General features: G+C 63.4%; 29 protein-coding genes and 1 tRNA gene. 12 read left to right on the top strand and 18 right to left on the bottom strand.

Annotated features, from left to right (window positions below; genetic code table 11):
* Nucleotides 1-41 precede the first annotated feature (41 nt).
* The 4 genes from ACR64R_RS19040 to ACR64R_RS19025 are packed head-to-tail and all read left to right on the top strand — an operon-like array spanning nucleotide 42 to nucleotide 3,801.
* Nucleotides 42-926: a carbohydrate ABC transporter permease gene (locus ACR64R_RS19040; RefSeq protein ID WP_487357847.1), complete on the top strand. Its 885-nt coding sequence runs from the start codon at nucleotides 42-44 to the stop codon at nucleotides 924-926.
* 8 nt (nucleotides 927-934) lie between these two features.
* Nucleotides 935-1,849: an ABC transporter permease subunit gene (locus ACR64R_RS19035; RefSeq protein ID WP_487357846.1), complete on the top strand. Its 915-nt coding sequence runs from the start codon at nucleotides 935-937 to the stop codon at nucleotides 1,847-1,849.
* A gap of 11 nt (nucleotides 1,850-1,860) precedes the next feature.
* The gene (gene ugpC / locus ACR64R_RS19030; protein WP_487357845.1) at nucleotides 1,861-2,961 is read left to right on the top strand and encodes a sn-glycerol-3-phosphate ABC transporter ATP-binding protein UgpC; all 1,101 of its coding nucleotides are present in this window, start codon (nucleotides 1,861-1,863) and stop codon (nucleotides 2,959-2,961) included.
* Nucleotides 2,962-3,003: 42 nt separating this feature from the next.
* Nucleotides 3,004-3,801, top strand: coding sequence for a phosphodiesterase (locus ACR64R_RS19025; protein WP_487357844.1), 798 nt, complete (start codon nucleotides 3,004-3,006; stop codon nucleotides 3,799-3,801).
* A 15-nt stretch (nucleotides 3,802-3,816) separates the two neighbouring features.
* On the opposite strand, the gene ACR64R_RS19020 is transcribed toward ACR64R_RS19025, so the two are convergent.
* From ACR64R_RS19020 to ACR64R_RS19000, 5 genes are all read right to left on the bottom strand, one after another.
* Nucleotides 3,817-4,899: an ABC transporter ATP-binding protein gene (locus ACR64R_RS19020; protein ID WP_487357843.1), complete on the bottom strand. Its 1,083-nt coding sequence runs from the start codon at nucleotides 4,897-4,899 to the stop codon at nucleotides 3,817-3,819.
* Nucleotides 4,896-6,422, bottom strand: a complete 1,527-nt coding sequence (locus ACR64R_RS19015; RefSeq protein WP_487357842.1) for an ABC transporter permease — start codon at nucleotides 6,420-6,422, stop codon at nucleotides 4,896-4,898. The genes ACR64R_RS19020 and ACR64R_RS19015 overlap by 4 nt, the downstream gene beginning before the upstream one ends.
* A 208-nt stretch (nucleotides 6,423-6,630) precedes the next feature.
* Entirely contained in the window at nucleotides 6,631-7,635 is a 1,005-nt protein-coding gene (locus ACR64R_RS19010) for an iron ABC transporter substrate-binding protein (protein WP_487357841.1), read from the bottom strand.
* 144 nt (nucleotides 7,636-7,779) lie between these two features.
* The gene (locus ACR64R_RS19005) at nucleotides 7,780-8,997 is read right to left on the bottom strand and encodes a cytochrome P450 (RefSeq protein WP_487357840.1); all 1,218 of its coding nucleotides are present in this window, start codon (nucleotides 8,995-8,997) and stop codon (nucleotides 7,780-7,782) included.
* Nucleotides 8,994-9,647, bottom strand: coding sequence for a GNAT family N-acetyltransferase (locus ACR64R_RS19000; RefSeq protein ID WP_487357839.1), 654 nt, complete (start codon nucleotides 9,645-9,647; stop codon nucleotides 8,994-8,996). Before ACR64R_RS19000 ends, ACR64R_RS19005 begins: the two co-directional genes overlap by 4 nt.
* Nucleotides 9,648-9,739: 92 nt before the next feature.
* On the opposite strand from ACR64R_RS19000, the gene ACR64R_RS18995 reads away from it, so the two are divergent.
* The 3 genes from ACR64R_RS18995 (at nucleotide 9,740) to ACR64R_RS18985 (ending at nucleotide 12,062) form a co-directional block, all read left to right on the top strand.
* Entirely contained in the window at nucleotides 9,740-10,759 is a 1,020-nt protein-coding gene (locus ACR64R_RS18995) for a hypothetical protein (protein ID WP_487357838.1), read from the top strand.
* Between the two features lie 126 nt (nucleotides 10,760-10,885).
* Complete coding sequence (locus tag ACR64R_RS18990) at nucleotides 10,886-11,422, top strand: sigma-70 family RNA polymerase sigma factor (protein WP_487357837.1); 537 nt, start codon at nucleotides 10,886-10,888, stop codon at nucleotides 11,420-11,422.
* Between the two features lies 1 nt (nucleotide 11,423).
* Nucleotides 11,424-12,062 carry an NrsF family protein gene (locus ACR64R_RS18985; RefSeq protein ID WP_487357836.1) on the top strand — a complete coding sequence of 213 codons (639 nt, stop codon included), beginning with the start codon at nucleotides 11,424-11,426 and terminating at the stop codon, nucleotides 12,060-12,062.
* Nucleotides 12,063-12,288: 226 nt separating this feature from the next.
* On the opposite strand, the gene ACR64R_RS18980 is transcribed toward ACR64R_RS18985, so the two are convergent.
* The 7 genes from ACR64R_RS18980 to ACR64R_RS18950 all read right to left on the bottom strand — a co-directional run bounded on the left by ACR64R_RS18980 (nucleotide 12,289) and on the right by ACR64R_RS18950 (nucleotide 17,820).
* Nucleotides 12,289-13,167, bottom strand: coding sequence for a 3-hydroxybutyryl-CoA dehydrogenase (locus ACR64R_RS18980; protein WP_487357835.1), 879 nt, complete (start codon nucleotides 13,165-13,167; stop codon nucleotides 12,289-12,291).
* Nucleotides 13,168-13,368: 201 nt separating this feature from the next.
* Nucleotides 13,369-14,298, bottom strand: coding sequence for an electron transfer flavoprotein subunit alpha/FixB family protein (locus ACR64R_RS18975; protein WP_487357834.1), 930 nt, complete (start codon nucleotides 14,296-14,298; stop codon nucleotides 13,369-13,371).
* Nucleotides 14,299-14,322: 24 nt separating this feature from the next.
* Nucleotides 14,323-15,072 (bottom strand): electron transfer flavoprotein subunit beta/FixA family protein, encoded by a 750-nt coding sequence (locus ACR64R_RS18970; protein ID WP_487357833.1) that lies wholly within the window; start codon nucleotides 15,070-15,072, stop codon nucleotides 14,323-14,325.
* A 163-nt stretch (nucleotides 15,073-15,235) separates the two neighbouring features.
* Entirely contained in the window at nucleotides 15,236-16,045 is an 810-nt protein-coding gene (locus ACR64R_RS18965; RefSeq protein WP_487357832.1) for a rhomboid family intramembrane serine protease, read from the bottom strand.
* A gap of 33 nt (nucleotides 16,046-16,078) precedes the next feature.
* On the bottom strand, nucleotides 16,079-16,660 hold the full coding sequence (locus tag ACR64R_RS18960; protein WP_487357831.1) for a cob(I)yrinic acid a,c-diamide adenosyltransferase: 582 nt from the start codon (nucleotides 16,658-16,660) through the stop codon (nucleotides 16,079-16,081).
* 76 nt (nucleotides 16,661-16,736) lie between these two features.
* Nucleotides 16,737-16,928: a twin transmembrane helix small protein gene (locus ACR64R_RS18955; RefSeq protein ID WP_487357830.1), complete on the bottom strand. Its 192-nt coding sequence runs from the start codon at nucleotides 16,926-16,928 to the stop codon at nucleotides 16,737-16,739.
* 25 nt (nucleotides 16,929-16,953) lie between these two features.
* Nucleotides 16,954-17,820 (bottom strand): SDR family oxidoreductase, encoded by an 867-nt coding sequence (locus ACR64R_RS18950; RefSeq protein WP_487357829.1) that lies wholly within the window; start codon nucleotides 17,818-17,820, stop codon nucleotides 16,954-16,956.
* 58 nt (nucleotides 17,821-17,878) lie between these two features.
* Here ACR64R_RS18950 and ACR64R_RS18945 point away from each other — a divergent pair, with 58 nt between their 5' ends.
* Nucleotides 17,879-18,730, top strand: a complete 852-nt coding sequence (locus ACR64R_RS18945) for a YihY/virulence factor BrkB family protein (RefSeq protein WP_487357828.1) — start codon at nucleotides 17,879-17,881, stop codon at nucleotides 18,728-18,730.
* Nucleotides 18,731-18,780: 50 nt separating this feature from the next.
* Here the strand turns inward: ACR64R_RS18945 and ACR64R_RS18940 are convergent, their stop codons facing one another.
* Complete coding sequence (locus ACR64R_RS18940; RefSeq protein WP_487357827.1) at nucleotides 18,781-19,671, bottom strand: DMT family transporter; 891 nt, start codon at nucleotides 19,669-19,671, stop codon at nucleotides 18,781-18,783.
* Nucleotides 19,672-19,824: 153 nt separating this feature from the next.
* Between ACR64R_RS18940 and ACR64R_RS18935 the strand changes: the two genes are divergently transcribed.
* Nucleotides 19,825-20,112, top strand: coding sequence for a hypothetical protein (locus ACR64R_RS18935; protein ID WP_487357826.1), 288 nt, complete (start codon nucleotides 19,825-19,827; stop codon nucleotides 20,110-20,112).
* On the opposite strand, the gene gluQRS is transcribed toward ACR64R_RS18935, so the two are convergent.
* Nucleotides 20,113-20,982 carry a tRNA glutamyl-Q(34) synthetase GluQRS gene (gene gluQRS, locus ACR64R_RS18930; protein WP_487357825.1) on the bottom strand — a complete coding sequence of 290 codons (870 nt, stop codon included), beginning with the start codon at nucleotides 20,980-20,982 and terminating at the stop codon, nucleotides 20,113-20,115.
* Between the two features lie 89 nt (nucleotides 20,983-21,071).
* Here gluQRS and ACR64R_RS18925 point away from each other — a divergent pair, with 89 nt between their 5' ends.
* Together ACR64R_RS18925 and ACR64R_RS18920 are read left to right on the top strand one after the other, a co-directional pair.
* Nucleotides 21,072-21,731: a DNA-3-methyladenine glycosylase family protein gene (locus tag ACR64R_RS18925; RefSeq protein WP_487357824.1), complete on the top strand. Its 660-nt coding sequence runs from the start codon at nucleotides 21,072-21,074 to the stop codon at nucleotides 21,729-21,731.
* A 111-nt stretch (nucleotides 21,732-21,842) separates the two neighbouring features.
* Nucleotides 21,843-22,400: an HNH endonuclease gene (locus tag ACR64R_RS18920; RefSeq protein WP_027167440.1), complete on the top strand. Its 558-nt coding sequence runs from the start codon at nucleotides 21,843-21,845 to the stop codon at nucleotides 22,398-22,400.
* A 161-nt stretch (nucleotides 22,401-22,561) separates the two neighbouring features.
* Here ACR64R_RS18920 and ACR64R_RS18915 read toward each other — a convergent pair whose 3' ends face one another.
* The gene (locus ACR64R_RS18915; RefSeq protein WP_487357823.1) at nucleotides 22,562-23,080 is read right to left on the bottom strand and encodes a disulfide bond formation protein B; all 519 of its coding nucleotides are present in this window, start codon (nucleotides 23,078-23,080) and stop codon (nucleotides 22,562-22,564) included.
* Nucleotides 23,081-23,102: 22 nt separating this feature from the next.
* Entirely contained in the window at nucleotides 23,103-23,693 is a 591-nt protein-coding gene (locus tag ACR64R_RS18910; RefSeq protein WP_487357822.1) for a YqaA family protein, read from the bottom strand.
* A 277-nt stretch (nucleotides 23,694-23,970) separates the two neighbouring features.
* Between ACR64R_RS18910 and ACR64R_RS18905 the strand changes: the two genes are divergently transcribed.
* Nucleotides 23,971-24,055 (top strand) — tRNA-Leu (locus ACR64R_RS18905).
* 44 nt (nucleotides 24,056-24,099) lie between these two features.
* Here the strand turns inward: ACR64R_RS18905 and ACR64R_RS18900 are convergent.
* Together ACR64R_RS18900 and ACR64R_RS18895 are read right to left on the bottom strand one after the other, a co-directional pair.
* A complete protein-coding gene (locus ACR64R_RS18900; RefSeq protein ID WP_487357821.1) occupies nucleotides 24,100-25,263 on the bottom strand; it encodes a YncE family protein in 1,164 nt (387 codons plus the stop codon).
* Complete coding sequence (locus ACR64R_RS18895; protein WP_487357820.1) at nucleotides 25,260-26,039, bottom strand: creatininase family protein; 780 nt, start codon at nucleotides 26,037-26,039, stop codon at nucleotides 25,260-25,262. Before ACR64R_RS18895 ends, ACR64R_RS18900 begins: the two co-directional genes overlap by 4 nt.
* Nucleotides 26,040-26,043 lie beyond the last annotated feature (4 nt).

Below are 26,043 nucleotides of genomic sequence, written 5' to 3'. Positions count from 1 at the left end.
CCAAGAAAGCGGGCTAGCGGTTCAACGACATCGGCGGATCGATGGAAAAACGCGTCACTTTCGGCAGATGGACGATCGGTATCCTGTTCGCGGTGCCGCAGCTCCTCCTGATCTTCACCTTCTTCTACTGGCCTGCCGGCCAGGCGGTTTACTGGTCGCTTACGCTGCAGCAGCCCTGGGGCGGGGGCAACATATGGGTCGGGCTCGACAATTTCCGCTCGATCCTCGCCAACGCCGACTACTGGAATTCCATCACCGCCAGCCTCGTCTTTGCCGGGGTAAGCACCGGCCTGGCGATGATCATCGCGCTGGTGCTGGCCGCCCTGACCGATCGGCAGCTTGCCGGCTCATGGCTCTACCGCGTGGTGCTGATCTGGCCATATGGCATCGCCGCGCCAGCTCTGGCGCTGGCGTTTCGTTTCATCCTGGCGCCGGAAGCCGGCTTCATGGCCGTAGTCAACCGGTTCTGGCCGGGTTTCTGGGACCCCGGTCTCGACGGCGCCGATGCGATGGCCTCCGTCATCATCGCCTTTTCCTGGAAGTATGTCGGCTACAATTTCATCTTCTTCCTCGCCGCCTTCCAGGCGATCCCGCGCTCGCTGATCGAGGCGGCGGCGATGGACGGATCCGGCGTCATCAGGCGTTTCCGGGACATCCAGTTCCCGCTGATCACTCCAACCATCTTCTTCCTTCTGGTCATCAACATCACCGAGAGTTTCCAGGACTCATTCGGGATCGTCGACATCATGACCGCGGGCGGCCCGGCCAACGCCACCAATCTGATGGTCTACAAGATCTATTCCGACGGCTTCAAAGGCCTCGATTACTCGGGCGCCGCCGCGCAGAGCATCATCCTGATGCTGCTCATCGTTGCTCTCACCATCGTCCAGTTCCGCTTCATCGAGCGGCGCGTGCACTATCGCTGAGGCGGGCCATGGTCGAGCGCACTCCCATCCTCAACTTCTTCACGCATCTCATCCTGTTTGCCGGCTTCGTGTTCTGCGTGGCGCCGTTCGCCATCGTTGCGATCGCCGCATCGCACAACCTGAAGGACGTCAACGACGTGCCGATGTCGCTGCTGCCGGGCAGCGACTTCTGGGTCAACATCAAGACCGCCTGGACGACGGCCGACCTCGGCCCGAAGCTGCTCAACTCCTTCATCATGGCGGCCGGCGTCGCTGCCGGCAAAGTCATCATCTCGGCGCTCACCGCCTTTTCGATCGTCTATTTCCGCTATCCCGGCCGGACGCTGATCTTCTGGCTGATCTTCGTCACGCTGATGCTACCGCTCGAAGTGCGCATCGTGCCGACCTACGCGGTTGTAGCCAACGTGCTGTCGCCCTATCAGGCAATCCTCGACGTGACCGGGATAAGCTGGCTGATCGAGAAAGTGTCCGGCGTTGAGGTCTCGCTCAGCCTGGGGCTGCTCAATTCCTATACCGGCCTGATCCTGCCCCTGGTTGCGACGGCCACCGGCACTTTCCTTTACCGTCAATTCTTCCTGACCGTGCCGGACGAGCTGACGGAGGCCGCGCGCATGGACGGCGCCGGCTCGCTGCGTTTCTTCATCGATATCCTGCTGCCGTTGTCACGCAACAATATGGCGGCGCTCGGCACCATCATGTTCCTGTGGGCCTGGAACCAGTATCTGTGGCCGCTGCTGATCACCACCGATGCCAGCCACGCCACGGCCGTGACGGAGCTCAAGCAGCTCATCCCCAATGTCGGCGGCGCGCCGGAGTGGCATATCGCCATGGCGGGCACGCTGATCGTCATGCTGCCGCCGCTGATCGTGGTGGTTCTGATGCAGCGCTGGTTCGTGCGCGGCCTGATCGCCACCGAAAAATAAGGAGACAAAAAATGGCCTCCATCACCATCCGCGGCGTCAAGAAGAACTACGCAAGGACGCAGGTCGTGCACGGTGTCGACCTCGACTTCGCCTCGGGCGAATTCGTCGTCATCCTGGGGCCGTCCGGTTGCGGCAAGTCCACGCTGCTCAGGATGATCGCCGGCCTGGAAGAGATTTCCGACGGCACGATCGCCATCGACGGCACGGTGGTCAACAAGCTCGAGCCGCGCGAGCGCGGCTGCGCCATGGTGTTCCAGAACTATGCGCTCTACCCGCATATGAGCGTGGCGCAGAACATCGGCTATTCGCTGAAGGTGGCCGGCGTTCCATCGGCCGAACGCGCCCAGCGTATCCAGGCGGTCGCGCGCGTGCTGGAACTGGAGCATCTGCTCGACCGCAAGCCCATGGCGCTGTCCGGCGGTCAGCGCCAGCGCGTCGCCATGGGTCGCGCGATGATCCGCGAGCCCAAGGTGTTCCTGTTCGACGAGCCGCTGTCCAACCTCGACGCCAAGCTGCGCGTGCAGATGCGCTCCGAGATCCGCAAGCTGCACCGGCGGCTCAACGCCACCTCCGTCTTCGTCACGCATGACCAAGTCGAGGCAATGACGCTGGCCGACCGGCTGGTCGTGATGAACGCCGGCCGCGTCGAGCAGGTCGGCACTCCGGCGGAAGTCTACAGCCGGCCGGCAAGCCGCTTCGTGGCGACCTTCGTCGGCGCGCCGGCCATGAACATGCTCGAAGGCACCGTCACGCTCGATGGGCTGGCGCTGCTCGGCGGCAGCCGCAAGCTAAACGTGTCGCGCACGGGCCTCCCCGTCGGCGCCAAAGTCGCGGTCGGTATCCGCCCGGAGGCGGTGCGCATGGTGGCGCCGGGCACGCCGGGAGCGCTCGCTGGCGCCGTCGACCTCATCGAGGAATTGGGCGCCGGCCGCGTCGTCTATGTCGATCTCGACGGCGCGCCGTTCTCCATCGTGACATCCGAGACCGTCCATACCGAGCCGGGCAGCACGGTTGGGCTGCAGTTCGCCGAATCGGACCTGCATTTCTTCTCCTCGGAGACTGGCAGCAGGCTCGATGTGTTCAAGGCGTCGGTGCCGGAGCCGGCGCTGTAAGGCGATCGACGGCTTGGCGAAGTTTGATTGAGGGTTAACCGAATGAAGATCATCCAGGTTACCGACGTCCATCTCGGCCGCCGGGGAGAAATCCGTTACGGCGCCGATCTGCATGAGCGGCTCGACCGCTGCATCGACCACATCAACGCCCGCCACGGCGATGCGGCGCTCTGCGTCTTCACCGGCGATCTGACAGACGCCGGCGAGACGCAAGCCTATGCCGACCTGAAGGCGGCGCTGGACCGCTTGATCGTGCCTTATCGGCTATTGCCCGGAAACCATGACCGTCGCGCCAATCTCATCGCCGCCTTTCCGGAAAACGGGACCGACGAGAACGGCTTCGCGCAGTCGGTTTTCGATACGCCGCAAGGGCGGCTGGTTTTCCTCGACAGCCTGTCGGAAGGCCGCGTCACCGGCGAGTTGTGCGACGGCCGGCTTGACTGGCTCGACGCCCGGCTCGCCGAGGCGGCGGGCAGGGCGGCCTATCTCTTCCTGCATCATCCGCCGGTCGAGCTAGGGCTAACGCTGCTCGACCCGCTCGGCCTCGATCAGCCGCAGCGGCTCATCGATGTGCTGACCCGCTATGGCAATGTCCGCTACATCTTCTTCGGCCATGTCCACCGCGACATCGCCGGAACGGTCGCCGGGATTCCGTTCTCGGTACAACGCGGCCTGCATGCCCGCTTCATGCTCGACCTTGCCGGCGACGAGATGGTCGAGCAGGCGCCGCCCGCCTACTCGATCATCCTGGTCGACGGGCAGCGCGTCGTCATCCACAGCTGCGATTTCCTCGAGCAATGGCCGCTGTGGTCGCCGGCGACCGGCGAACGAGTTCGTTAAGAGCGGCTATTGCATTCAGGCAAAGACATGCGCTTTGCCGGTGACGGTCAGCCGCACGATCTCGCCGACGGCCGGGGCGTCGATGCCGGTCTTGCGCAGGATGAGCGGTCGGCTGCCGATCGCAGCCGCGTCCGGCGGGTCGGGGTTGTTGAGCAGACGGACAGCGACCGTGCAAACCGAACCAGCGAACTCGGTTTCGGTCACCTCGCCGAACATGGTGTCGGGCGTGCCCGACATGCCCTCGCGCGACGTTCGTTTGACGACGACCTGCTCGGGCCGAAGCATGATGCGGGCAATGTCGCGGCGGTCCTTCGTGTCGACAGCGATCCGGCCGAGCGGCGAAATGGCGAAGCCGTCGGCGATCTTCGCCGGCAGGATGATGGCGTCGCCAAGGAATTCGGCGACCATCCTGTCCTTTGGCTGGAAATAGAGCTCGCGCGGCGTGCCGACCTGCGAGAACAGGCCGTCGCGCATCACTGCCACCTGGCTGGCGAAGGACAGCGCCTCGGCCTGGTCGTGCGTGACCAGGATGGTGGTTATGCCTGCCTCCTCCAGAAGCTCGGCAACTGCCTTGCGCATGGAAGCGCGAAGCCCGGTGTCGAGCGCCGAGAAGGGTTCGTCAAGCAGCATCAGCCTCGGCTTCATCGCCATGGCGCGCGCAAGCGCGACGCGCTGCTGCTGGCCACCGGACAGTTCGTGCGGCCGGCGTTTCAGAACAGCCTTGTCCAGCCCGACGATATAGGCCAGCTCGACGATGCGCTCCATCCGCCTGTTCTCGCCGCGCGCCATGCCGAAACCGATATTGTCGGCGATGCTCAGATGCGGGAACAGGGCGCCATCCTGGGCCACCACGCCGATGCCGCGGCGATGCGCGGGCACGGCCGCATCGCCGTCGGCGAGCACCTTGCCGCCAAGCGAGATGCGGCCGCGGTCCGGCGCCTCGAAGCCGGCGATCAGCCTGAGCAACGTAGTCTTTCCGCAGCCGGAAGGCCCGACGATCGCGGTGCGGCTGCCGCTTTCGACCCGGAGGTCGACGCCGGCCAGTGCCGTCACCGGACCATAGTTCTTGGCGACCTGGTTGAGTTCGAGGAGACTCATCGTCCGGCCATCCGCTTCGACTGGACGTAGAGCCACCAGGTCATCGGCAGCGACATCGCTACCATGATCAGCGCGTAAGGAGCGGCGGAGGCGTAGTCGATCTCGCCGCTGTAGGACCAGAAGGCCATCGCCAGGGTGCGGGTGCCGTTGGGCGCCAACATCTGGGTGGCGGTGAGTTCGTTGGTGATGCCGAGCGCCACCATGGCCATGCCGGCCGCCGCGCCCGGAGCCGACAGACGGATGGTTGTCGCCCACAGCGCCTTGACCGGCGGCCGGCCGAGGCTGGAAGCGGCGCGTTCGAGCTCCACCGGCGCCTGCGCGATCGAAGCGCGCAGGCTGATCAGCGCGCGCGGTAGGAACATCAGCGCATAGCCGAACAGTATGGTGAACAGCGTCTGGTAGAGCGGCAGCGCGACACGCACGGTGATCGTCACCAGCGCCAGCGCGATGACCACGCCCGGCAAGGCGCCGACGATGTAGTTGCAACCTTCCAGCAGGCGCTGCAAGCGGCCGGGGGCACGGATCGATATCCAGGCCATCGGCATGGCCGCAACCGTCGCAAGCATCGCGCCGGCGATGGCAAGAAACAGCGTCTGGCCGAGCGCCAGGCCGATCTCGTCCCAGCGCCAGACATCCACGCCTCCCGCGAACAGCCAGCGGCCGACGGTCACGAGCGGCACGCCAAGCGACAGCAGCGTGACGCCCGCCGGCAAGAGCAGGCAAGGCAGCGTGGCGCGGCCAAGCCGGGCGCGCTGCTGCTTGCGCGCAGCGCCGGAGCCCACGCGCGCATACCGCTCCTCGCCGCGTATCATCACCTCGAGTGCGAGCAGGAAAAGGCAACAAAGCACCAGCACCGCGCCCAGCATGTTGGCGGCGGGGCCGTTGAAGGTCGACTGGAACTGGTCGACGATCGCGGTGGTGAACGTGTCAAAGCGGATGAAGACATAGAGGCCGTATTCGGCCAGCAGATGCAGCCCGACCAGCAGTGATCCGCCGCAGATGGCGAGCCTCAACTGCGGCAGCACGACGCGCGCGAAAACCCGCCACGGGCCGAGGCCAAGCGCTGCCGCCGCGTCTTCCAGCGCCGGATCAAGCCGGCGCAACGCGGCGGAGATCGGCAGGTAGAGGAACGGGAAATAGGCGATGACGGAAACCAGCACGCCGGCCCACAGCCCGTGCATGCCTGGAACCAAGCTGATCCAGGCATAGCTGTGCACGAAGGCAGGGATGGCGAGCGGCGCGACCGAAAGCCAGGACCACCATCGGTTGCCCGGCAGGTCGCTGCGCTCGGTCAGCCAGGCCAGCGCCACCGCCAGCGTGATGGCGATCGGCACGGTGACAATGACCAGGAGCGCGGTGTTGACCAGCAGTTCACCGACGCGCGGGCGAAAGATCAGCGCCACCACCGTATCCCAGCCGGTCTGGACGGCGACCCAGACAATGAAGCCGAGCGGCAGCAGCGCGATGAGCGAGATCAGCGCCGCGGCGAGCGTGATCCACGACGTGGACCGGTGCTTCTTCATCCCGGCCGCCAGCAGCGCGGAAGGCGTGAGGTGGATCGCGGACGCCATCAGTCGAAACAGGTCGGCTGGACGCGACGTGATGAACCGCGGACGCGCCCGCGAACGCAGATGATCGTCATCGACGAGGCCATCTCCAAAACAAAAGCGCTCCCACGGAAGCGAAGTCCCGCGGGAGCACGGTCGTTTGCCCTTTTAGGACGAACGCGAACTAAAGCAAGCCGGCTTGCGTCATCAGGTCGATGACCTTCTTGGAATTCAGCGTCGCCGGATCGACTTTCGGGGCCTGCAGATCTGCCAGCGGCACCAGCTTCGGGTTGGATTGGGCACCCTTGCCCACCGCATATTCGTAGGACGTACCATTCTTCAGCACGTCCTGGCCACCCTTGCCGGTCACCCACTTGAGGAATGCCTGGGCTTCCTTCTGATGCTTGCTGGAAGCCAGCACGCCGCCGCCCGACACCGAAACGAAGGCACCTGGATCCTGGTTCTTGAAATAGTGCAGGCCGACATTCTTGCTGTTCTCGCCGGTCTTGGCCTGATCGCCGAAGTAGTAATAGTGGTAGATCACGCCGCCATCGATCTCGCCGGCATTGACCGCCTTCATCACGGTGCTGTTGCCCTTGTAGGCGGTGAAATTGTCCTTCATCGCCTTCAGCCAGTCGGCGGTGGCAGCCTCCCCCTTGAGCTGCAGCAGGGCACTGACGATGGCCTGGAAGTCGGCGCCCGACGGCGAGGCGGCCCAGCGGCCCTTCCAGCTCGGATCGGCGAGGTCGACGAGCGACTTCGGCAACTGGTCTTGCTTCAGCTTTTCTTTGTTGTAGGCAAAGACAGTGCTGCGGGCGGCGACGCCGACCCACTTGCCGCTCGACGGCTGATATTCCTGCGGAACCTGGGCGAGGGTGTCGGCGTCGACCGGTGCGAACAGGCCGGCGGCTTCGACCAGCGCCATCGCCGGCGAATTCTCGGTCAGGAAAACATCCGCCGGCGAGGCCGCGCCCTCGGCGACGATCTGGTTGGAGAAATCGCTGTCGCCGCCGTTGCGCAACGTGACCTTGACGCCGGTTTCCTTGGTGAAACCCTCGGCCCATTCCTTGGCGAGGCTCTCATGCTGCGCGTTGTAGACAATGATGCCTGCATCCTCGGCCATGGCCGGGGCGGCGACAAGGCCAAGCGCCAGCGCGGCGCCGGCGAGCGTGGAAAGCGCAATCTTCATGGGCATCTTCCTCAGATATGGAGACAGGGGTTCAAGCGGATCGCACCTATCAATACCTGATTATAAAAGTCAACATTGTGATTGGCCGCTCGCCGTTTCTGGTCAGAGTACCGCGTGTCCCACTCCGCAGACATCTGGACACAATCACGGAGCTGATGGAGCCAACATCGGCGCGCTTTTCAAGCCGAACAGGAGGATCGACGGTCGTCTGATGCAGGCCTCGAGGTCCAGTCGCCAACCGTTGGCAACTGTGAACAGGGCTTCAAGCAGGGCACTCAATTCCAGCCTCGCGACATGTTGTCCGAGGCAAGTGTGAAGGCCCGTGCCGAATGTGAGAGTAGACGGTACTCTCGACCTCAAATCCAAGCTGTCTCCGGCGACAAAGACTGCCTTATCCCGATTGGCGCTCGCCAATACGGGTACGACGGCTTGCCCCGCCTCGATAAATCTGCCGGCAAATTCCAGATTCTCGGCGGCTATACGTGCTCCTGCGTAGTGCACAGGAGCGCAGTATCGCAGCAGTTCCTCGGCAGCGGTTTGCCAAGGCACATTCTGGCTCTCCAGCAGTTCCAACTGCTCAGGGAATGCGGACAGCGCAACGAGGGCATTGCCAAACGTGTCCACTACCGTTGCTTGGCCAGCAAAAAGGAGAAAAACCATATTGGCGACGACGTCGGTCTTCTCCCAATTGCCGAGTTCTGCTTCAGAAAGCATGCGGGCAACCAGGCCGCCGGAGCTGATCCTACCGCTGTTATGGATGCAATTTACCCATTCCGACAATTCGCGGCAGGCCTGATTTGCATCCTCGCTCACCTGGCCTGTCCTTATGTCTAGCGAATCAGCCATGCGTTGTGCCAGGTCAGCTACGCTTGATGGGTCCTCGACAATAATTCCAAGGATGCTGGCAAGCGCGCCTACCGAAAAAGGTATTGCGAGTTCTCGGATCGCGTCGAACCGATTGCCCGTTGCGGCGGTGCGGGCCAAAGCTAGCGCGTCTCGCCGGAGACCTGCGATCATGCCAACGCTGGCCGAACTGCTCATCTGGCCAGACAACGGCCGGCGCAATTTTGGATGACGGGGCGGATCCGACAGAAGCATCGATCGAGTTAAAAGGCCAAGCGCATCGCTGGAAGTGATCTTCTGCCTTACCTGCTGGTATGCTCCCGGCGGGGCCTGGAGAAGGAGAGGATGCTTCAGCGCCTCGGAAACGAGCTTGTGACTGAACACATACAAAGCCCCGGTCAACTCGGGGTACGGAGGTCTACCCCAAGCACTTCCGCCCGCCTTGCGTCGGCTAGCGAACGCTGGAAACGGATCGTCGCCGAGGGCCAGTGGATCGAACAGGTCTGAACGTTCTCTCATTTCCTAAGATCAACGGCGAAGATGACTCGATACCCGCCGGAACTACGGTCTTCGGGAAGAAAGGCTGGCGCCAGATGAAGAAACTCGCATTTCAAAAGCCGGTGATAAAAATTGAGCAAAGGATCCTGGGTCAAATCGCCCACCGACGGCATGATTCCGGTACGGTGCCATTCGTCAATTGTTGATCTGAAACCGACATTTATCGCTACCTTGTCCGGAGAACCTTCTTGAGCTCCGCCATAAGACGGACAGCGGCCGTCTCCAACTATCCAGCGCGCCCCTGCCGCCCGGCCGTGGTCAACAAGACGTGCCAATAGCCGTCGAGAGAGGGTTGTGCCCCGAAACTCCGGGCGAACGCCCAGGTTGTAGACATAAAGAGACGTTGGCGGAAGAGAGCGCGCCAGCGAAGAATAAGCGGTAAACGTTGCCGGGAAGGTTACCTTGTCGCGTGGGTCCTGACTGGTTTCCACAAAGCAGACGGCTCCGGCGATGACCGTGTCGTGAACGGCTGCAATCATGGTGTGACCGAGCGACAGGCGATGACGGATTGTCGCCTCTTCCGCACCCAACGAGCCCCAGGCTGCCATTTCCATAGCCGCCATACGGGGAATGTCATCCTCTCCAATTCTATGAAACGCGATTTTCGTCATTTTTTGAATTAGGTTGCCTGAGCATAAGCTTATAACGTGGAGACCTTGATTTTGCCACCCGTCGAGGCACCTTGGGGGCAGGGCGGTGAATCATGATTTTCTATGTCTGTCAGCGATCGCATTCATATACTCAGGCGTGTCTGCTTCTTTATTATCGGACTGACTTGCAGCGCATTTTTCGTCTGGTGGCGTATGACGAAATCGATCTGCTCCTGAAATTGGAGCGGGGAACCGTCATCTGGTCGGACATGGACCGGCTAGATTCGACCGAAGTCGCCAGGGCAGGCGAAGTTCGGGACCAGATTGACCGTGATCGCCCCGAGGTCGCGCAGCTCAACCATCCTTGCGATAGCCTCCGGCGATACGATTTGCTGCGCATGCTGTTCGACGAGGGGATAAATGATTTCCGTGTATTCAGACCCCAGTCATTGCCGGACTCGTTGCGGTATCCGGTGTTCCTGCGCGACGAGGTCGGCGCCGCTTACAAGGCTCCACACCTCATGCGATCTATGACAGACCTAGCTCCAGCTCTGGTCGAGTTGCAGATGCTGGACTGGGCTAGTCCCATGCTTGTGGAGTTTGGTTCCAGGCCAGAGGCAGATGGATACTACCGCAAATATTCGGTCTACCGGGTCGGCGACAACAGCTACCCCCAGCACTGTTTTGCGAGCCGGGACTGGTTCATAAAGGATCCAGGACGTGGTTTGTCGGGTCGGCATCTGGACGAGCATCACCTTTTCGTTCGAACTCATCCGCATGCGGCCGAACTCCTGAAGGTCTTTGATATGGCGCGAATTTCTTATGGCCGTATCGACTACGCGATCGTCGAAGGGCGTATCCAGGTGTTCGAGATCAACACCAACCCCACGGTACTGAGCTATCCGCCAACGCCTTTCGATAGCTATGATTCTTCGCCTTACGCCAACATGCATGCCGATGCCCTGCTTGCGCTTCCCGCGGCTCGCGATTCAACTTCCGTACCTCAGATCGACAAGAGCCATGTGGAGATACTGGCGGAGTTGAGACATCGGTATCGAAAGAGACGCCGAAAGTTGACCGTACGAAAGGGATTAAAGTTCCTGAAGGACTCGCTGTCGATCGGGAAGGCGTAGCCAATTGTGCGTCGGGGGCATCCCCCCCGCACACTTTCGTGATTTTGCGGTAGTTTGGCTTGGACATTATTTCGCCGGCCACGTAACAAATCAGGGCCGAGACGCGAACATCGGGGGTGAACTCTTGTGACCGGCAAGGACGAGGCCGAGCTCTCCCGGCTCCTCAGGGCCGCGATCGCGGGAGACGAAAGGGCTTATGCCGACTTTCTGCACCGGATCGCCGCGCTCGTTCGTGGCTTCGTCCGGCGCAAGGTCGTTCAAGGCGGAGTCGATCCCGAGGATGTCGTGCAGGAAACCTTGCTGGCCATTCATGTGAAACGCCATACTTGGCGGCCGGACGCGCCGGTGTTGCCCTGGGTGTATGCGATCGCCCGCTTCAAGCTGATCGACGCGTTTCGCCGGCGAGGGCGCCGCATTGAGGTCGAGATCGACGAGATCGCCGAAACCTTCGCGGAGCCGGAGACGGAGACGGTCAGCGAACGCGACGTCAACCGCGCGCTCGAGGGCTTGCCGCCCGCGCAACGCTCGGTGGTTTCCTCGATCTCCGTCGATGGGCAGTCGATCGGCGAGACGGCGGCCAAGCTCGGCATCAGCGAGACGGCGGTGCGCGTGTCGCTGCATCGCGGCCTTGCCGCGATCGCAAAACGATTCGGGCGACAGTGACATGAGGACAGAGGATCTTATCAAGGCGCTCGACGCGGATGCCCGCAACAAAGCCATGCCGATCACCAAGGCCTGGTGGCTGGCGGTCGGCGTGGCCATAGCGATCGCGGGGGCCGTGTTCTTCGCGACAATCGGCCCGCGTCCCGACATCATGCCGGCCATGCATACGATGCGTTTCATGTCGAAATTCGTGTTCACGCTGGTGCTTGCGGTCAGCGCTTTCGCGCTGATCCGCCGACTGTCGGTGCCTGGGGCTTCGACCAGCCGGGCGATGGCCTGGATGGTTGCGGCCCCGCTTCTGGTCGTTCTGGCGGTGGTCCTGGAGCTTTTTGCCGTTCCCCAGGCTGATTGGGGCAGGCGGCTCGTAGGCTCGAACATGATGATCTGCATGAGCTTCATCCCGCTGATCGGCATCGGCCCGCTAGCGGTCTTCCTCGGCATGCTGCGCTACGGCGCGCCAACGCGTCCGGTGCTCGCGGGCGCCGCCGCCGGCCTGCTCGCCGGCGGGCTCGCGGCGACCTTTTACGCCGCGCATTGCTTCGATGATTCACCGCTTTTCGTCGCCACCTGGTACACGATCGCGATCGCGTTCCTCACCCTGCTCGGGGCAATCGGCGGCCGGCTGTTCGTTCGCTGGTAGCCCTCCGAGCGATTTTCGCACGACCTCTTGCTCGTGCCCGCAATTGTTTGCCGGTTGGCAGAGCGATCACCACCGCCTGCACAACCGTTCCTCAAACCGATCCGAGAGGGTTGCGGCTCGGGCTGCATTCGCACGCGGCCGATAAGGTTTCGGCTGACGAAATCTCAAAAGACGGCGCGACGCATCTACCGCTCGCCGAGGCGTCGTAGGCGCTCAACCCAAAAGATCAGCGCGTCGGCACCGGATGGTCGCCGCGATAGTCGTAGAAGCCGCGCCCGGTCTTGCGGCCGAGCCAGCCGGCCTCGACATATTTCACCAGCAGCGGGCAGGGGCGGTATTTCGAGTCCGACAGGCCGTCATGCAGGACCTGCATGATCGACAGGCAGGTGTCGAGACCGATGAAGTCCGCGAGCTGCAGCGGTCCCATCGGATGGTTGGCGCCGAGCCGCATGGCGGTGTCGATGGCATCGACCGTTCCGACGCCCTCATAGAGCGTGTAGATCGCCTCGTTGATCATCGGCAGCAGAATGCGGTTGACGATGAAGGCCGGAAAATCTTCCGAGACCGTGATCGTCTTGTCGAGGTGCTTCACATAGGTCTTGGCCGCCTCGAAGGTCTGGTCCTCGGTGGCGATGCCGCGCACGAGCTCGACCAGCTTCATAACTGGTACCGGATTCATAAAATGTATGCCGATGAAGCGCTCGGGACGGTCGGTCTGGGCGGCGAGCCGGGTTATCGAGATCGACGAGGTGTTGGTCGCGAGGATAGCTTCCGGATTGAGCTGCGGGCAAAGCTGCGCATAGATCTTGCGCTTGACCGTCTCGTCCTCGGTCGCTGCTTCGATGACCAGGTCGGCGGCGGCAAGATCGGACATGGCCGGGGCGGCGGAGATGCGCGCCATCGCCTCGTTGCGCGCCTTTTCCTCCAGCTTGCCGGAACCGACCTGGCGGGCCATGTTGCCGCTGATGGTGGCGATGCCCTTCTCGATCCTGTCGGCCGACACGTCGTGGATCAGCACCTTGTAGCCACCCAGCGCCGAGACATGGGCAATACCGCCGCCCATCTGACCCGCGCCGACAATGCCGATCGTCTCGATCTTGCTCATTACCCCGATCCCGTCCGGAACGCTCGCACTTGCTTGAAGTACAAGGACGCTCCTGTTTGTTTATTTCCCGCAATCCGGATGCGAAACCGCCGGATTGGCTCCGGGCCTTGATGGCCCGGTTTTTGTGCAGTGCAAACTAAAAGGGCGGGGTGACTTCGTCTACCCCACCCTCTGGATTTTAATATGCCGGAACTGGCGACGTCAAAGCGACTTTTGCAACTCCGGCAGGATGACGAAGAGATCGCCGACGAGGCCGTAGTCGGCGACCTGGAAGATCGGGGCTTCCTCGTCCTTGTTGATGGCGACGATGACCTTGGAGTCCTTCATGCCGGCCAGATGCTGGATGGCGCCGGAGATTCCGACGGCAATGTAGAGGTCGGGCGCGACCACCTTGCCGGTCTGGCCGACCTGCCAGTCGTTCGGCGCGTAGCCGGCGTCGACCGCGGCGCGGGAGGCACCAACCGCGGCGCCGAGCTTATCGGCGACCGGCAGGATGACTTCCTGGAATTTCTCCGAGGAGCCGAGCGCGCGGCCGCCCGAGATGATGATCTTGGCCGAAGTCAGTTCCGGACGGTCGTTCTCAGAGAGCTTGTTCTCAACGAATGAGGAGAGGCCGGGGTTGGCGGCGGCGTTGGCCGTTTCGACCGAGGCCGAACCGCCATCCGGTGCAGCCGCGAAGGAAGCGGTGCGCACGGTGATGACCTTCTTGGCGTCGGTCGATTGCACGGTCTGGATGGCGTTGCCGGCATAGATCGGCCGCTTGAATGTGTCGGGCGAGACCACCTCGATGATCTCGGACACCTGAGCGACGTCGAGCAGTGCCGCCACGCGCGGCGCGATGTTCTTGCCGGTGGAGGTCGCCGGCGCGACGATCGTGTCGTAACCGCCCGCAAGCGACACCACGAGAGCCGCCGTCGGCTCGGCGAGACGCTCGGCAAGCTCGTCGGCTTCGGCCAGCAGCACCTTGCGCACGCCCTTCAGCTTGGCGGCGGCGTCGGCTGCAGCCTTGGCGCCCTTGCCGGCGACGAGCACATCGACATCGGAGCCGATCTGCAGGGCCGCCGACAGCGCCTTGGCGGTCTGGTCGGAAAGGGTTGCGTTGTCATGTTCGGCGATGAGGAGAATTGCCATTTTCTTGATCCTTTCCCGATCGCTTCAGAGCACGCCGGCTTCGTTCTTGAGCTTCTCGATGAGCTCGGCCACCGACTTCACCTTGACGCCCGCCTTGCGGCCACCCGGCTCCTCGGTCTTGATCACCTTGAGGCGCGGCTTGACGTCGGCGCCGAAGTCGGCCGGGGTCTTCTCGTCGAGCGGCTTCTTCTTGGCCTTCATGATGTTGGGCAGCGAGGCATAGCGTGGCTGGTTGAGGCGTAGGTCCGCAGTCACGATAGCCGGCATCTTCAATTCCACGGTCTGCAGGCCGCCGTCGACCTCGCGCGTCACCTTCGCCTTGTCGCCGGCGAGCTCAATCTTGGAGGCAAAGGTGCCCTGCGACCAGCCAAGCAGCGCCGCCAGCATCTGGCCGGTCTGGTTCGAGTCGTCGTCGATCGCCTGCTTGCCGAGGATGACGAGGCCGGGTTGCTCGGCATCGACGACGCCTTTCAGCACCTTGGCGACACCCAGCGGTTCTGTCTGCTCGTCGGTCTTGACCAGGATGGCGCGGTCGGCGCCCATGGCCAGCGCGGTGCGCAAAGTCTCCTGCGCCTGTTGCGGGCCGACCGAAACGACGATGATCTCTTCCGCCTTGCCGGCTTCCTTGATCCGGATCGCTTCCTCGACCGCGATCTCGTCGAACGGGTTCATCGCCATCTTGACATTGGCAAGCTCGACGCCCAGCCCGTCGGCTTTCACCCGGACCTTGACGTTGGCGTCCACAACCCGCTTCACGGGCACAAGGATCTTCATTTTCCTGTCACCTCTCCTGAGATAGTCGGGGGCGCTATAGCAGCGTGCGCCCTGTCAGAGTTGTCGAAAGCCGACATTACGGACGGAATATCCGCCCAGCGGTGCCGTTTCCGTAGTGGCGGCAAATCCGCGCGTCAATATCCCATGACCCACCCAAATCGGTTCAGTCCCGAGGCGTCGCTGCTCCACGGCCCCATTGCGACGCCGGCCGCGCCGGGTCGCTATCACTTGCGGCAGGCTCGACGGGAACTGGCGCCTGCTGGATGTTCGGTGTCGGGTCCGGCTCGCCGTCGGCGCCGGCCAGCAGCGGCACGCCGCGGCTGCGCAGGACCAGGACCAGCACCGATCCGGTGATGATGCCGCCGATATGGCAGGCCCAGGAGATCTGGTCCTCGCCGCCGGCGGCAAACATCACGATCTGGAACAGGATCCAGAGGATCAACGGGATGAAGGCCGGGATGCGCAAGGGGATGCGGGCAAAGGCCAGCACCCAGACTTTGACCCTCGGATAGAGGATCAGATAGGCCGCGACCACACCCGCGATAGCGCCGGAAGCGCCGATCAGGGGCACCTGCAAATCCCAGCCCACCAAGCCTTGGAAGAACGCGCCCGCCGCCGCGCAAGCGAGATAGAAGATCAGGTAGCGAATATGGCCGAGCGCATCCTCGACATTGTCGCCGAACACCCACAGGAACAGCATGTTGCCGCCGAGATGGAAAATGTCGGCATGCAGGAAAGAATAGGTGAGGTAGCTGAGGCTTTCGGGGATAACGACGAATTCGGGCGACAGCTCGACCTTGTCGTGCACTACGGAGGGGATGAAGCCCAGGCCGAGAACCGCCGCATTGGTGAAGTTTTCACCGCCAAGCGTGGTCGCCAGATAGACCAGCGCATTCACCACGATGAGGCCGATCGTCACATACTGCAGACGGATGTGGCGCAGCCTGTTGGTGTCGTAAAGCGGGATGAACATCGGATCCTCCCGCCCCCGAATTCAGCGGTTCATTCAACGGTTCTTGCCGGGAACCCATAGCACGTCGGCCTTTCCATTGTCATTGAGCGCACGGGCGGCGACGAACAGGAAATCCGAAACGCGGTTGATGTATTTGAGGGCCTCGCGGTTGACATGTTCGGCCGGATCCTGCGCCAGCGCCACCATGAGGCGCTCGGCGCGGCGCGCCACGGTGCGGGCAAGATGGAGCGCGGCGGCGGCCGGCGTGCCGCCGTTCAGCACGAAGGACTTCAGCGGCTGCAATTCCTTGTTGAGCAGGTCGATGTCCTGTTCGACGCGGCCAGTCTGGGCCGCGACGATACGCAGCGGCTCGTAGTCCAGCGGCTTCCCGTCGTCGGGCACGGCGAGGTCCGCCCCCAGATCGAACAGGTCGTTCTGGATGCGCGACAGCATTGCGTCGATCGCGGGATGACCGGCGCTGGTGTGGATGCGGGCCATGCCGATGCAGGCATTGGCCTCGTCGACGGTGCCATAGGCATCGACGCGCAGGTCGGATTTCAGCCGCCGCTCGCCCGTGCCGAGCCCCGTCGTCCCGTCGTCGCCGGTGCGCGTGTAGATCTTGTTGAGCTTGACCACGCCGCCTCCTTTCTCAGCGATTTCTTGCGCAATTGCGGGCGGAAAACCGCATCCTCCCGGAAATATCGGGCCCGCGCTATTTGCGGGTGAAATAAACCACCAGCAGCAGCAGCGCCAAGGCAACGGCCTGCAGCATGACGCGGGCCTGCATCAGCTTGTTCGAGGTTACGCCGGAGCCGCCGCGCATCATGTTGATCAGGCCGCGGACCAGCACGATCACCACGGCGGCCATGGCGATGACGGCGAGGATCTTGAAGACGATGACCATCTGGCTGGCTCCAGTTCGGTTTCGGTCAGGCGCGCCTGGCGAGCACGCGGTAGAGCAGGGACGCCGGCAGGATGCGTTTGAGCGCCGCGCCGATCCTGGCCGGCACCGTTACCACATAGTGCGGGCGCGGGCGCTGTGACAGAAGCGCGTGGCGGAGCGCCTTGTGCACGACCTCCGGCCCGGGCTTCAGTTTCGACACGCTGCCGCCCGCCTGAAGCCGGGAGAGCTGCGCCTGGTAATCGGCGCGATGGACGGAATTCTCGACGTCGATACTCCTGAGGAACCAGGGGAGGCCATTGCTGGCTATCTTCGACGTGACCGGTCCCGGTTCGATGAGGGAAAGATGGATGCCGCTGCCTTCGAGTTCCTGGCGCATGCACAGCATCAGGCCTTCGATGGCGTGCTTGGAGGCCGAATAGGCGCCGCGGAAGCGGACAGGCGCCAGCCCGAGGATCGAGGAGCAATGGACGAGACGGCCGTGCCCCTGGCGGCGCATGACCGGCATGACGCGCCGGGTGAGATCGTGCCAGCCGAAGAAATTGGCCTCGAACTGCTCGCGAAGCGCCGCGACGGGCAGGTCCTCGACGGCGCCGGGCTGGGCGTAGGCGCCGTTGTTGAACAGCGCGTCAAGCGTGCCGCCGGTGCGTTCGAGCACCGCCTCCACCAGCGCCGCGATGGATTCGGGCTCGCGATAATCGAGATAGAAGGCCTCCAGGCCGTCGGCCTCGAGGGCGGAGATGTCGGCCGGCTTGCGCGCCGTTGCGAAAACTCGCCAGCCTTCCGCCTTCAGCGCCCGAGCGCAATAGGCGCCGATGCCGGAGGAGGCTCCGGTGACGATAATGGAGCGCAACTCTTTCGCGACGGTGGACGTTGTCTGACCTGGGGTTGCCATTTGCCGCATTCACTTCCCATATTCGCGGCGTCGACACAATCGAGCGGAGCGCGGGTCCTTGCTCAGGAATATCGTCGCGGTCAAACGCGTGCTCTACGATGCGATCGGCCATTTCACCAATGACGACGGCTGGGCGATGGCCAGCCATCTCGCCATCACCTCGCTGATGGCGCTGTTTCCGTTCCTGATCTTCGCCACGACGCTGGCAAGCTTTCTCGGCGCGCAGGCGTTCTCGGACACGGCGGTGCATCTCGTCTTCGACACCTGGCCGGAGCAGATCGCCAAGCCGATCGCGCGCGAGGTGCAGAACGTGCTCACCGTCCGGCGAAGCGATCTTTTGACCTACGGTGTCGTGCTTGCAGCATATTTCGCGTCGAACGGCATCGAAGCACTGCGCACGTCGCTCAACCGGGCCTATCGTGTCATCGAAACGCGCGGCATCATCTACCGCAGGGTGCAAAGCATCATTTTCGTGCTGATCGCCACGGCCTGCTTCCTGGCCGTCAGCGTGCTTCTGGTGTTCGCCCCGCTGCTGGCGAGGCTGGCGGAGGCGCATCTCGAATGGATCAAGCCTTACATGGGCACCATCACGCTGTGGCGCTACGTCGTCGCCTCGACCGTCATCGTCATCGGGCTTTTCGCGGTTCATATCTGGCTGCCGGCCGGCAAGCGTCGCTTCGTCTCGATCATACCGGGCATCGTCTTCACGCTGATCGCCTGGCTCGCGGGCTCAACCATCTTCGCCACCTATCTCGACCATTTCTCGTCCTACGTGACGACCTATGCGGGTCTCGCCTCGATCATGATCGCGGTCGTCTTCCTCTACATCATCTCGGCGATCTTCATTCTCGGCGGCGAGCTCAACGCCGCGATCAGCCGCTATCTGGAGGCGCGCGCGCGAGTGGGTTGAGGCAGGTTTTGCCCGAAGCCCGCATTTGCTTCGTCGACCCTCGGTCGGGATCACGCCTTCGCCGGCTGAGTTCCTGCGGGCCGCGCCGTCGCGAGGGCGACGCCCATCGTGGCGATCGCCATGCCGGCGATCTGCAGCAGGTTGAGCCGCTCGTCGAACAGCGCCCAGGCGATGAGCGCGGTTACGGCAGGCACGAGGTAGAACAGCGAGGCGACCTTCGACATCTCGCCGTCGCGGATCATCACCATCAGCAGGAAGATGGCGCCGACCGACAGCACCAGGACCAGCCAGGCCATGGCGAAGATCAACTCGCCGTTGACGGTGACGGCGCGCGTCTCGAAGGCGAGCGAGCCCAGGATCATCACGGCGGAGCCGCCGACATATTGCCACATGGTCGCAGACACCAGGTCGCCGCCGGAAGCATATCGCTTCTGCCAGATGGTGCCGGCGCTCATGCCGAGCACGGAGACGAGCGAAGCCGTCAGCGTTGCCGGCGTGACGCCGCCGCCCAGCGCGCCCAGCTTTGGCCAGAGCACGATGACGACGCCGATCAGCCCGACCGCAAGACCGGCCCAGTGGCGCGGCAGAATCGCCTCGCCGAGGAATTTTCCGGCAAGCACGGCCGTGATCAGCGGCTGCAGGCCGACGATCAGCGCCGAGAGGCCGGCGGGCATGCCCCTGTGGATCGCCCAGAAGACGGCGCCGAGATAGACGCCGTGCATGAGGACGCCGGCCATCGTTGCGTGCAATGCCTCCTCGCGCGTGGCCCTGGCCGAGCCGAGCAGCACGGCGAGGCCGGCAAACAGGATCGCGGCTATCACGAAGCGAATGGCAAGGAAGGTGAAGGGTTCAGCCCAGGGCATGGCGTAGCGCGCGCCGATGAAGCCTGTCGCCCACAGCACGACGAAGGACGCGGGAATGAACCGCTTGAGGTTCTGCATGGGGAGGCTGCCGGGGTGAACGGTTGATGACGGCAATTGCTCTAATGCCGTTCAATCCCGCAAGCAAAACGAAACAGTTGATCCATAAGCTAAGTTGAATTCAATGAACCGTGCCAAAAGGGGGCATGGCGCGTGGCCGCGCCATGGTGAGGCATGTTTTTGCATCTCGATACGACCTGGCTTCTGTTCGCCTTCGCGATCATTGCCGCTTTCGGCTTCTTCTTCGGCACAGCGCTCGACGCGATCATGAAAGAGAGCGGATTCGGCCCGACCGGCAACACGCTGCTGTTCATCTTCGGCTTTTGCATCGCGGTGGTGGTCGCCAGCAAGCATGGCATCAGCCTGAGCGATCTCAGGCTGGCGATCGCCTGTGGGCTCGGCGGCGCCTTTGCCTTCATCAGCGTGCTGGCGTTGGTCAAGGCCGGGATGGCGCGACTTTGATCACAAACCCACCAATCGCCTGATATCTTGCGGCGACATACCCGCTTCCCGAAGCGCTGCGAGGCCGGTGTCCTTGAAGCTCTTGGACAGTTTCCTGCCGTCCGGCCCAAGAATCAGGCGGTGATGGAAATAGTGCGGCCGCGGCAGGCCGAGAAGCTCTTGCAGCAGGCGGTGCACTGCGGTCGCCGAATAGAGATCCTGGCCGCGCACAACATGGCTGACCCCCTGCAGCGCGTCGTCGACGACGACGGCGAGATGGTAGCTGGTCGGGATGTCGCGGCGGGCGACGATGACGTCGCCCCAGGCTTGCGGCCGCGCTTCGATCGCTCGCGCCGCGGACATCGCCTCGTCGGTGAACTCCATCCATGACAGCGCGCCAGGCACGCGCGCGACCGCCGCCTCGACATCGAGCCGCCAGGCGAAGGGCATGTTCTCGGCGATCCGTCGCTTGCGCTCACTGGCCGCCAACGCCTTGTCGAGCGGCGGATAGAGCGGCACGCCGTCCGGATCGCGCGGCCAGTCGCGGCCGCCGGTCTCGGCGATGAACGCGCGGATCTCACCCCGGCTCATGAAGGCAGGGTAGACGAGTTCCTCGGCGATCAATCGGTCGAGCACGGCCCGGTATTCGGCAAAATGTTGCGACTGGCGACGCACCGGCCGTTCCCAATGCAATCCGAGCCATTCGAGGTCCCGGAAGATGCCGGCTTCGAATTGCGGCGTGCAGCGAGCGATATCGATATCCTCGATGCGCAGCAGTAAACGTCCGCCCGCCTGCGTCGCCATTTCGCCGTTGAGCAGGGCCGAGTAGGCATGGCCGAGATGCAGTTCGCCGTTGGGACTCGGGGCGAAGCGGAATGTCAGGAGCGTCATCTCTGAGGCGGCATTCGGGTTGAAAGGCGCTTCGGCCGGTTGGTATCTAGCCTCCATTGCCACTTCGCGGGCGCTCTGGGAACAAGAACGTGCAACGCATCGCCTCGCTCGACGACATTGCGGCAGGGCTCGACGCGCTCTGCCGGATCGATCCGCGACTGGAGAGCGTGCGCCGCATGGCGGGTGAGGTGCCGCTCCGGCTGTCGCAGCCGGGGTTCCAAAGCCTCGCCTCGATCATCGTCTCACAGCAAGTTTCCCGCGCGAGCGCCGATGCCATCTTCGGCCGGCTGGTCAGGCTGGTCGATCCGCTGACGCCGGAAGCAATCCTTGCCGCCGGCGAGGACATGTTTCGCGAGGCCGGGCTGTCGCGGCCCAAACAGCGCGGGCTGCTCGCCGTCGCGCAAGCCGTGGCCGCCGGACTCGATCTCGATCACCTCTGCACGCTCGATGCCGGAGAGGCGATCGCGGCGATGACGGCGGTGCCCGGCATCGGCCCATGGACGGCCGAATGCTATCTGCTTTTTGCCGCCGGCCACCCGGACGTCTTTCCCGCGCGCGACATCGCGCTGCAGACGGCGGTCGGTCACGCGCTCGGCATCGACCCGCGTCCGCCGGAAAAAATGCTTATCCGGCTGGCCGAATCATGGAGCCCCTGGCGAGGTGTCGCGTCACGGCTTTTTTGGGCCTACTACAGGGAACTGAAGGGCAGGGACGCGGCGCCGCCTGTCGAAATGGCCGAAAAACCCTGAAAATCATGCGTTTTTGGGGATCTGGTCGCACGACAATCCGCTTCACATCCCTGTCATGTCGGGCTTACAGTATCCGCGCCGATCGGTTCTAGAAGCAAGGAGGCGAAGGACGTGACGGTTGCCGTATCTCCGGATGGGCTTCCCGCGCTGGTGCTGAATGCGGACTACCGCCCGCTCAGCTATTACCCTCTGTCGCTCTGGTCATGGCAGGACGCCATCAAGGCTGTGTTCCTCGACCGGGTCAATATCGTGGCCGAATACGAGCACGCCGTCTCTTCGCCGACCTTCTCGATGAAGCTGCCGAGCGTGGTGAGCCTCAAGGCCTATGTGAAGCCGTCCAGGCATCCCGCCTTCACGCGCTTCAACGTGTTCCTGCGCGACCGCTTCCAGTGCCAGTATTGCGGTACGCCGGAGGATTTGACCTTCGACCACGTCATCCCGCGCCATCGGGGCGGGGCGACGACCTGGGAGAATGTCGTCGCCGCTTGTTCGCCCTGCAATCTTCGCAAAGGCGGCATGATGCCCGCCCAAGCCAAGATGTGGCCGCTGCAAAAACCCTACCAGCCGACAGTGCACGACCTGCACAACAACGGCCGCCTGTTCCCGCCCAACCATCTGCATGAAAGCTGGATGGATTATCTGTACTGGGATGTCGAACTCGAACCCTGAGATCGTTCGAGAATTCGTGAGGCAGGCCGTCTGGAGCGATTGTCTGCGCTTCCGATGCTCACGGACCCGAATGTCCGCTGCGCATCGGTTCTCGACAACCACTCCATCCGACTCAGCCTGACGAATTCTTTGAACGATCCCGCGCAGGCGCTTTTGCGTGGTCAGTCGCGCGACAGCGCACTGCGGAAGGCGACGGCGGCGAGGATGAGGCTGGCGATGGCGTTCCAGCCGGCGAGCGACAGGCCGAGGATGCGCAGCGCGGCCTTGTCGCAGGAGGGCGGCACGAATTTGTCGAGCGCGTCGAGCACGCCCTTGCCGCCGGTGTCGACCGGGCCGGCGCCGGCGGTGCAGTCGGCCGGGCCTTGCCACCACGCCCATTCGACGCCGGAGTGGTAGACGCCCAGATAGAGGCCGTAGAGCATGAGCAAGCCACCGATCGCCAGCAGCCCGCGCGTCACCCAGGCCGGCGCGCGCAGTATCGAGGCGATCACCGCCAGCAACATCACCGGCACGCCGATGTAATAGGGCGTACGCTGCTGGAGGCAGAGGTGGCAGGGGATGTAGCCGCCGATATACTGGAAAGCGAGCGCCGAACCTACGGTCGCGGCCATGGCGACGGCGAGAAACAGCGCCGCGCGCGTGCGCTGGCGTCCGGTGTCGGCATTCATGGTCGCTGTCATCGATGGGGTCCGTTGCTGGTCGCTATCCGTGGGCGTATCTGACGAGGATATAGAGCAAAATCAGGGCAGCGGCGCCGGCGCCGACAATCAATCCCAAACGCTTTTCGATGAACTCCCTGATCGGCTCGCCATAGCGGCGCAGGAGCCAGGCAAGCAGCAGGAAACGCGCGCCGCGCGCCACGATGGCAAGCCCGATGAAAAGCAGGAGATTGACGCCGATGACGCCGGACAGGATCGTCACCACCTTGATCGGCGGCAGATGGGCAGCGCCCGAGGTGACCAGCATCAGGATAATGAAGCCGATGCCGGACGAGGTGCGCATTTGCTCGAACTCGTCATATTTGCCGTAGAATTCGAGCACCGGTTTGGCCACGGCCTCATAGGCATAATGGCCGATGAACCAGCCGGCGACGCCGCCGAGCACCGAGGCCACTGTGGCAATCAGCGCGTAGCGATAGGCCCGTTCGGGTTTGGACAGTGCCATCGGCAAGAAGAGCACATCGGCTGGGACCAGGAAGACCGAGCTTTCGACGAAAGCGATGAAGGCCAGCCACCATTCGGCGGATTTGCGCGCCGCCAGCGACATGGTCCAGTCGTAAAGTCCGCGAAGCATCGGCTCTCCTAATGCATGTCGCCCGAAGCGCTTACCGGTTTTGGGCAACGACAGGCGGGAAGACAAGAACCCAAAGCGCCGCAGTGGACGCTCACGGCGGAAGGAATTCGGTACGCGGCCTGTCTAGAAAGATTTCATGCGCCGCACAATGACGGCGGTGCTTACGAATCCGCAAGGCGCTGTCTGGCGGAAGCGGCGCGGGCAAATCCGCAACAGGACAGTTGACGAACACCCATCCGCCCGTATAGTCCGCGCCCATCCAGGCCGCCCGGCCTGAGCCCCTATGGCGGAATTGGTAGACGCGCTCGACTCAAAATCGAGTTCCGCAAGGAGTGCTGGTTCGATCCCGGCTAGGGGCACCATCCTTCGCTCTGCAAGCTTCCGATGGCAGGCCACGCAAAAACACCTACCGCATATTCCCCGTATGCCCCTGCGAGTAGCGCCCCGGCTGCGGCCAAACCGTGAGCCCATGCGGCTCGACGCCGACGCGGATCTTGGTCACCGCGCCGCTGGTCGTATCGATCATATAGACGTCGCTGTCGAAGCGGCCGGAGAGCCAGAGCTGCTTTCCGTCGGCGCTGACATTGCCCATGTCCGGGCTGCCGCCGCCAGGGATGGGCCATTGCGCGACCACTGAGCGGGTGGCGAAGTCGATCACCGTCACGCTGCCCGGGCCCTTGGCCTTGCCCTGCTCCATCTTGTGCGAGCCACGGTTCGAGACATAGAGGCGCTTGCCGTCGCGGCTGACGACGAAGCCGTGCGTGCCGATGCCGGTCGGGATGAAGCCGATTTCCTTGAAGCTGTCGCCGTCGATCAGGAACACGCCGTCATTCATCATGTCGGCCACGTAGAAGACCTTGCCGTCGGGCGAAAGGCGGATGTCCTGCGGCATGCCCATCCTGGACAGGTCGAGGTGGCCGAGCACCTTCTGGTTCTTCAGGTCGATCTTGGCCAGGCCGCCGTCGCCATACTCGCAGGTGAAGATCGCATAGGAGCCGTCAGCCGAGAAGTCGGCGTGGTTGATGCCGGGACAGGTCGGCGTCGGCAGGCTCGACTTCAGCACCATGGTATGCGGGTCACGGAAATCGAGCTGCTTCATCGCCTCGTCGACGACGATGGCCGCGCTGCCGTCCGGCATGAAATACAGATTATAGGGGTCGTCGACCGCAATCTGCTGGCCGGGCTTGGCGGTCATCGGGTCGATCGGCGTCAGGCTGCCGTTCCTGCCGGTGCCGTTGTTGGCGACCCACAGAGTCTTGAGGTCCCAGGAGGGAACGACATGCTGCGGCTTGCTGCCGACCGAAAACCTGTCGACCTCCTTCAAGGTGACGGTGTCGATAACCGAGACGCTGTTGGATGAGCGGTTGGGCACATAGACACGCGGCAGCGCGCCGGCAGTGGCGGGGCTGAGGTGGCTGGCCGTGGTCTGGCTGTAGATGTTGACCGGCGGGGGAGGCGGATCGCTGCAATCCTCCGGGCAAGAGCCGGCATGCGACGCGCCTGCCCGCAGCGAGATGAGCAGCGCCAGCGGCACGCAAAGACGGATGAAGCGCAGAGAAGTCTCGATCATTTTGGTTGACTTGCGATGAAGGCGCGGATCGCATCGGTCGTCCCGTCGACGATGAGATCCACACCGAGTTGCCCGAATTGTGCGGAAGACCTTGCCGGATCGCCGCCATAAACGCCATCCTCGGCGCCGAGCCTGGGTGGACCCGCGAGACGATCCTTGCGCACCAGCGAAGGGTCGACGGCGAGCATCAGCGAGGTATCGGCCAAGCCCGCATGGGTTCCGATCTCCGCGCGGGTGGCGCCGGCGGCCAGGAGCTTGTCGGTGTAAGGGCCTTGCGCGAACCGATAGTAATCGAGCGCGGCAAAGACCCTAATCGTGGTCTTTTTCCATTCGGCATTGAGCCGGTCGGCCACCTGGCGTTCGTCGGCCTGATAACCGCCGTGGTCGCCGATCAGCACGATCGTCCTGAAGCCGGCATGCCTGAAGCTGCGGGCGGCGGACTCCAGCAATTGCTCGAAAACTTTGTCGCTGATGGTGATGGTTCCCGGAAAACGCATGTGCTCGGTAGGCGGTTCGATATTGCCTTCCGGCACATAGGCGATGACCGGCGCGACCAGCGCGTTGCCCAGTTTCGCCGCGATCTTTTCGGCGAAAAACTTCACTCGCGCGTTGTGCTTGCCCAGCGCCATCGCCGGGCCGCTCTGCTCGGTCCCGCCGATCGGAACGATGATCGTGGTCGTTCCCGCCGCGACGAGGTCGCGCAACTCGGTCCAGGTCTGGTCTTCCAGGAAGACCGAAGCGCTGGCAGCGTTCGCCGCCTGCAAGAACAGCAGCAACCCG

This window comes from Mesorhizobium sp. MC2-1-1 (genome assembly GCF_057597255.1).
Note: the sequence above shows the minus strand (reverse complement) of the source record. Positions and strands in the feature narration are given on the sequence as shown.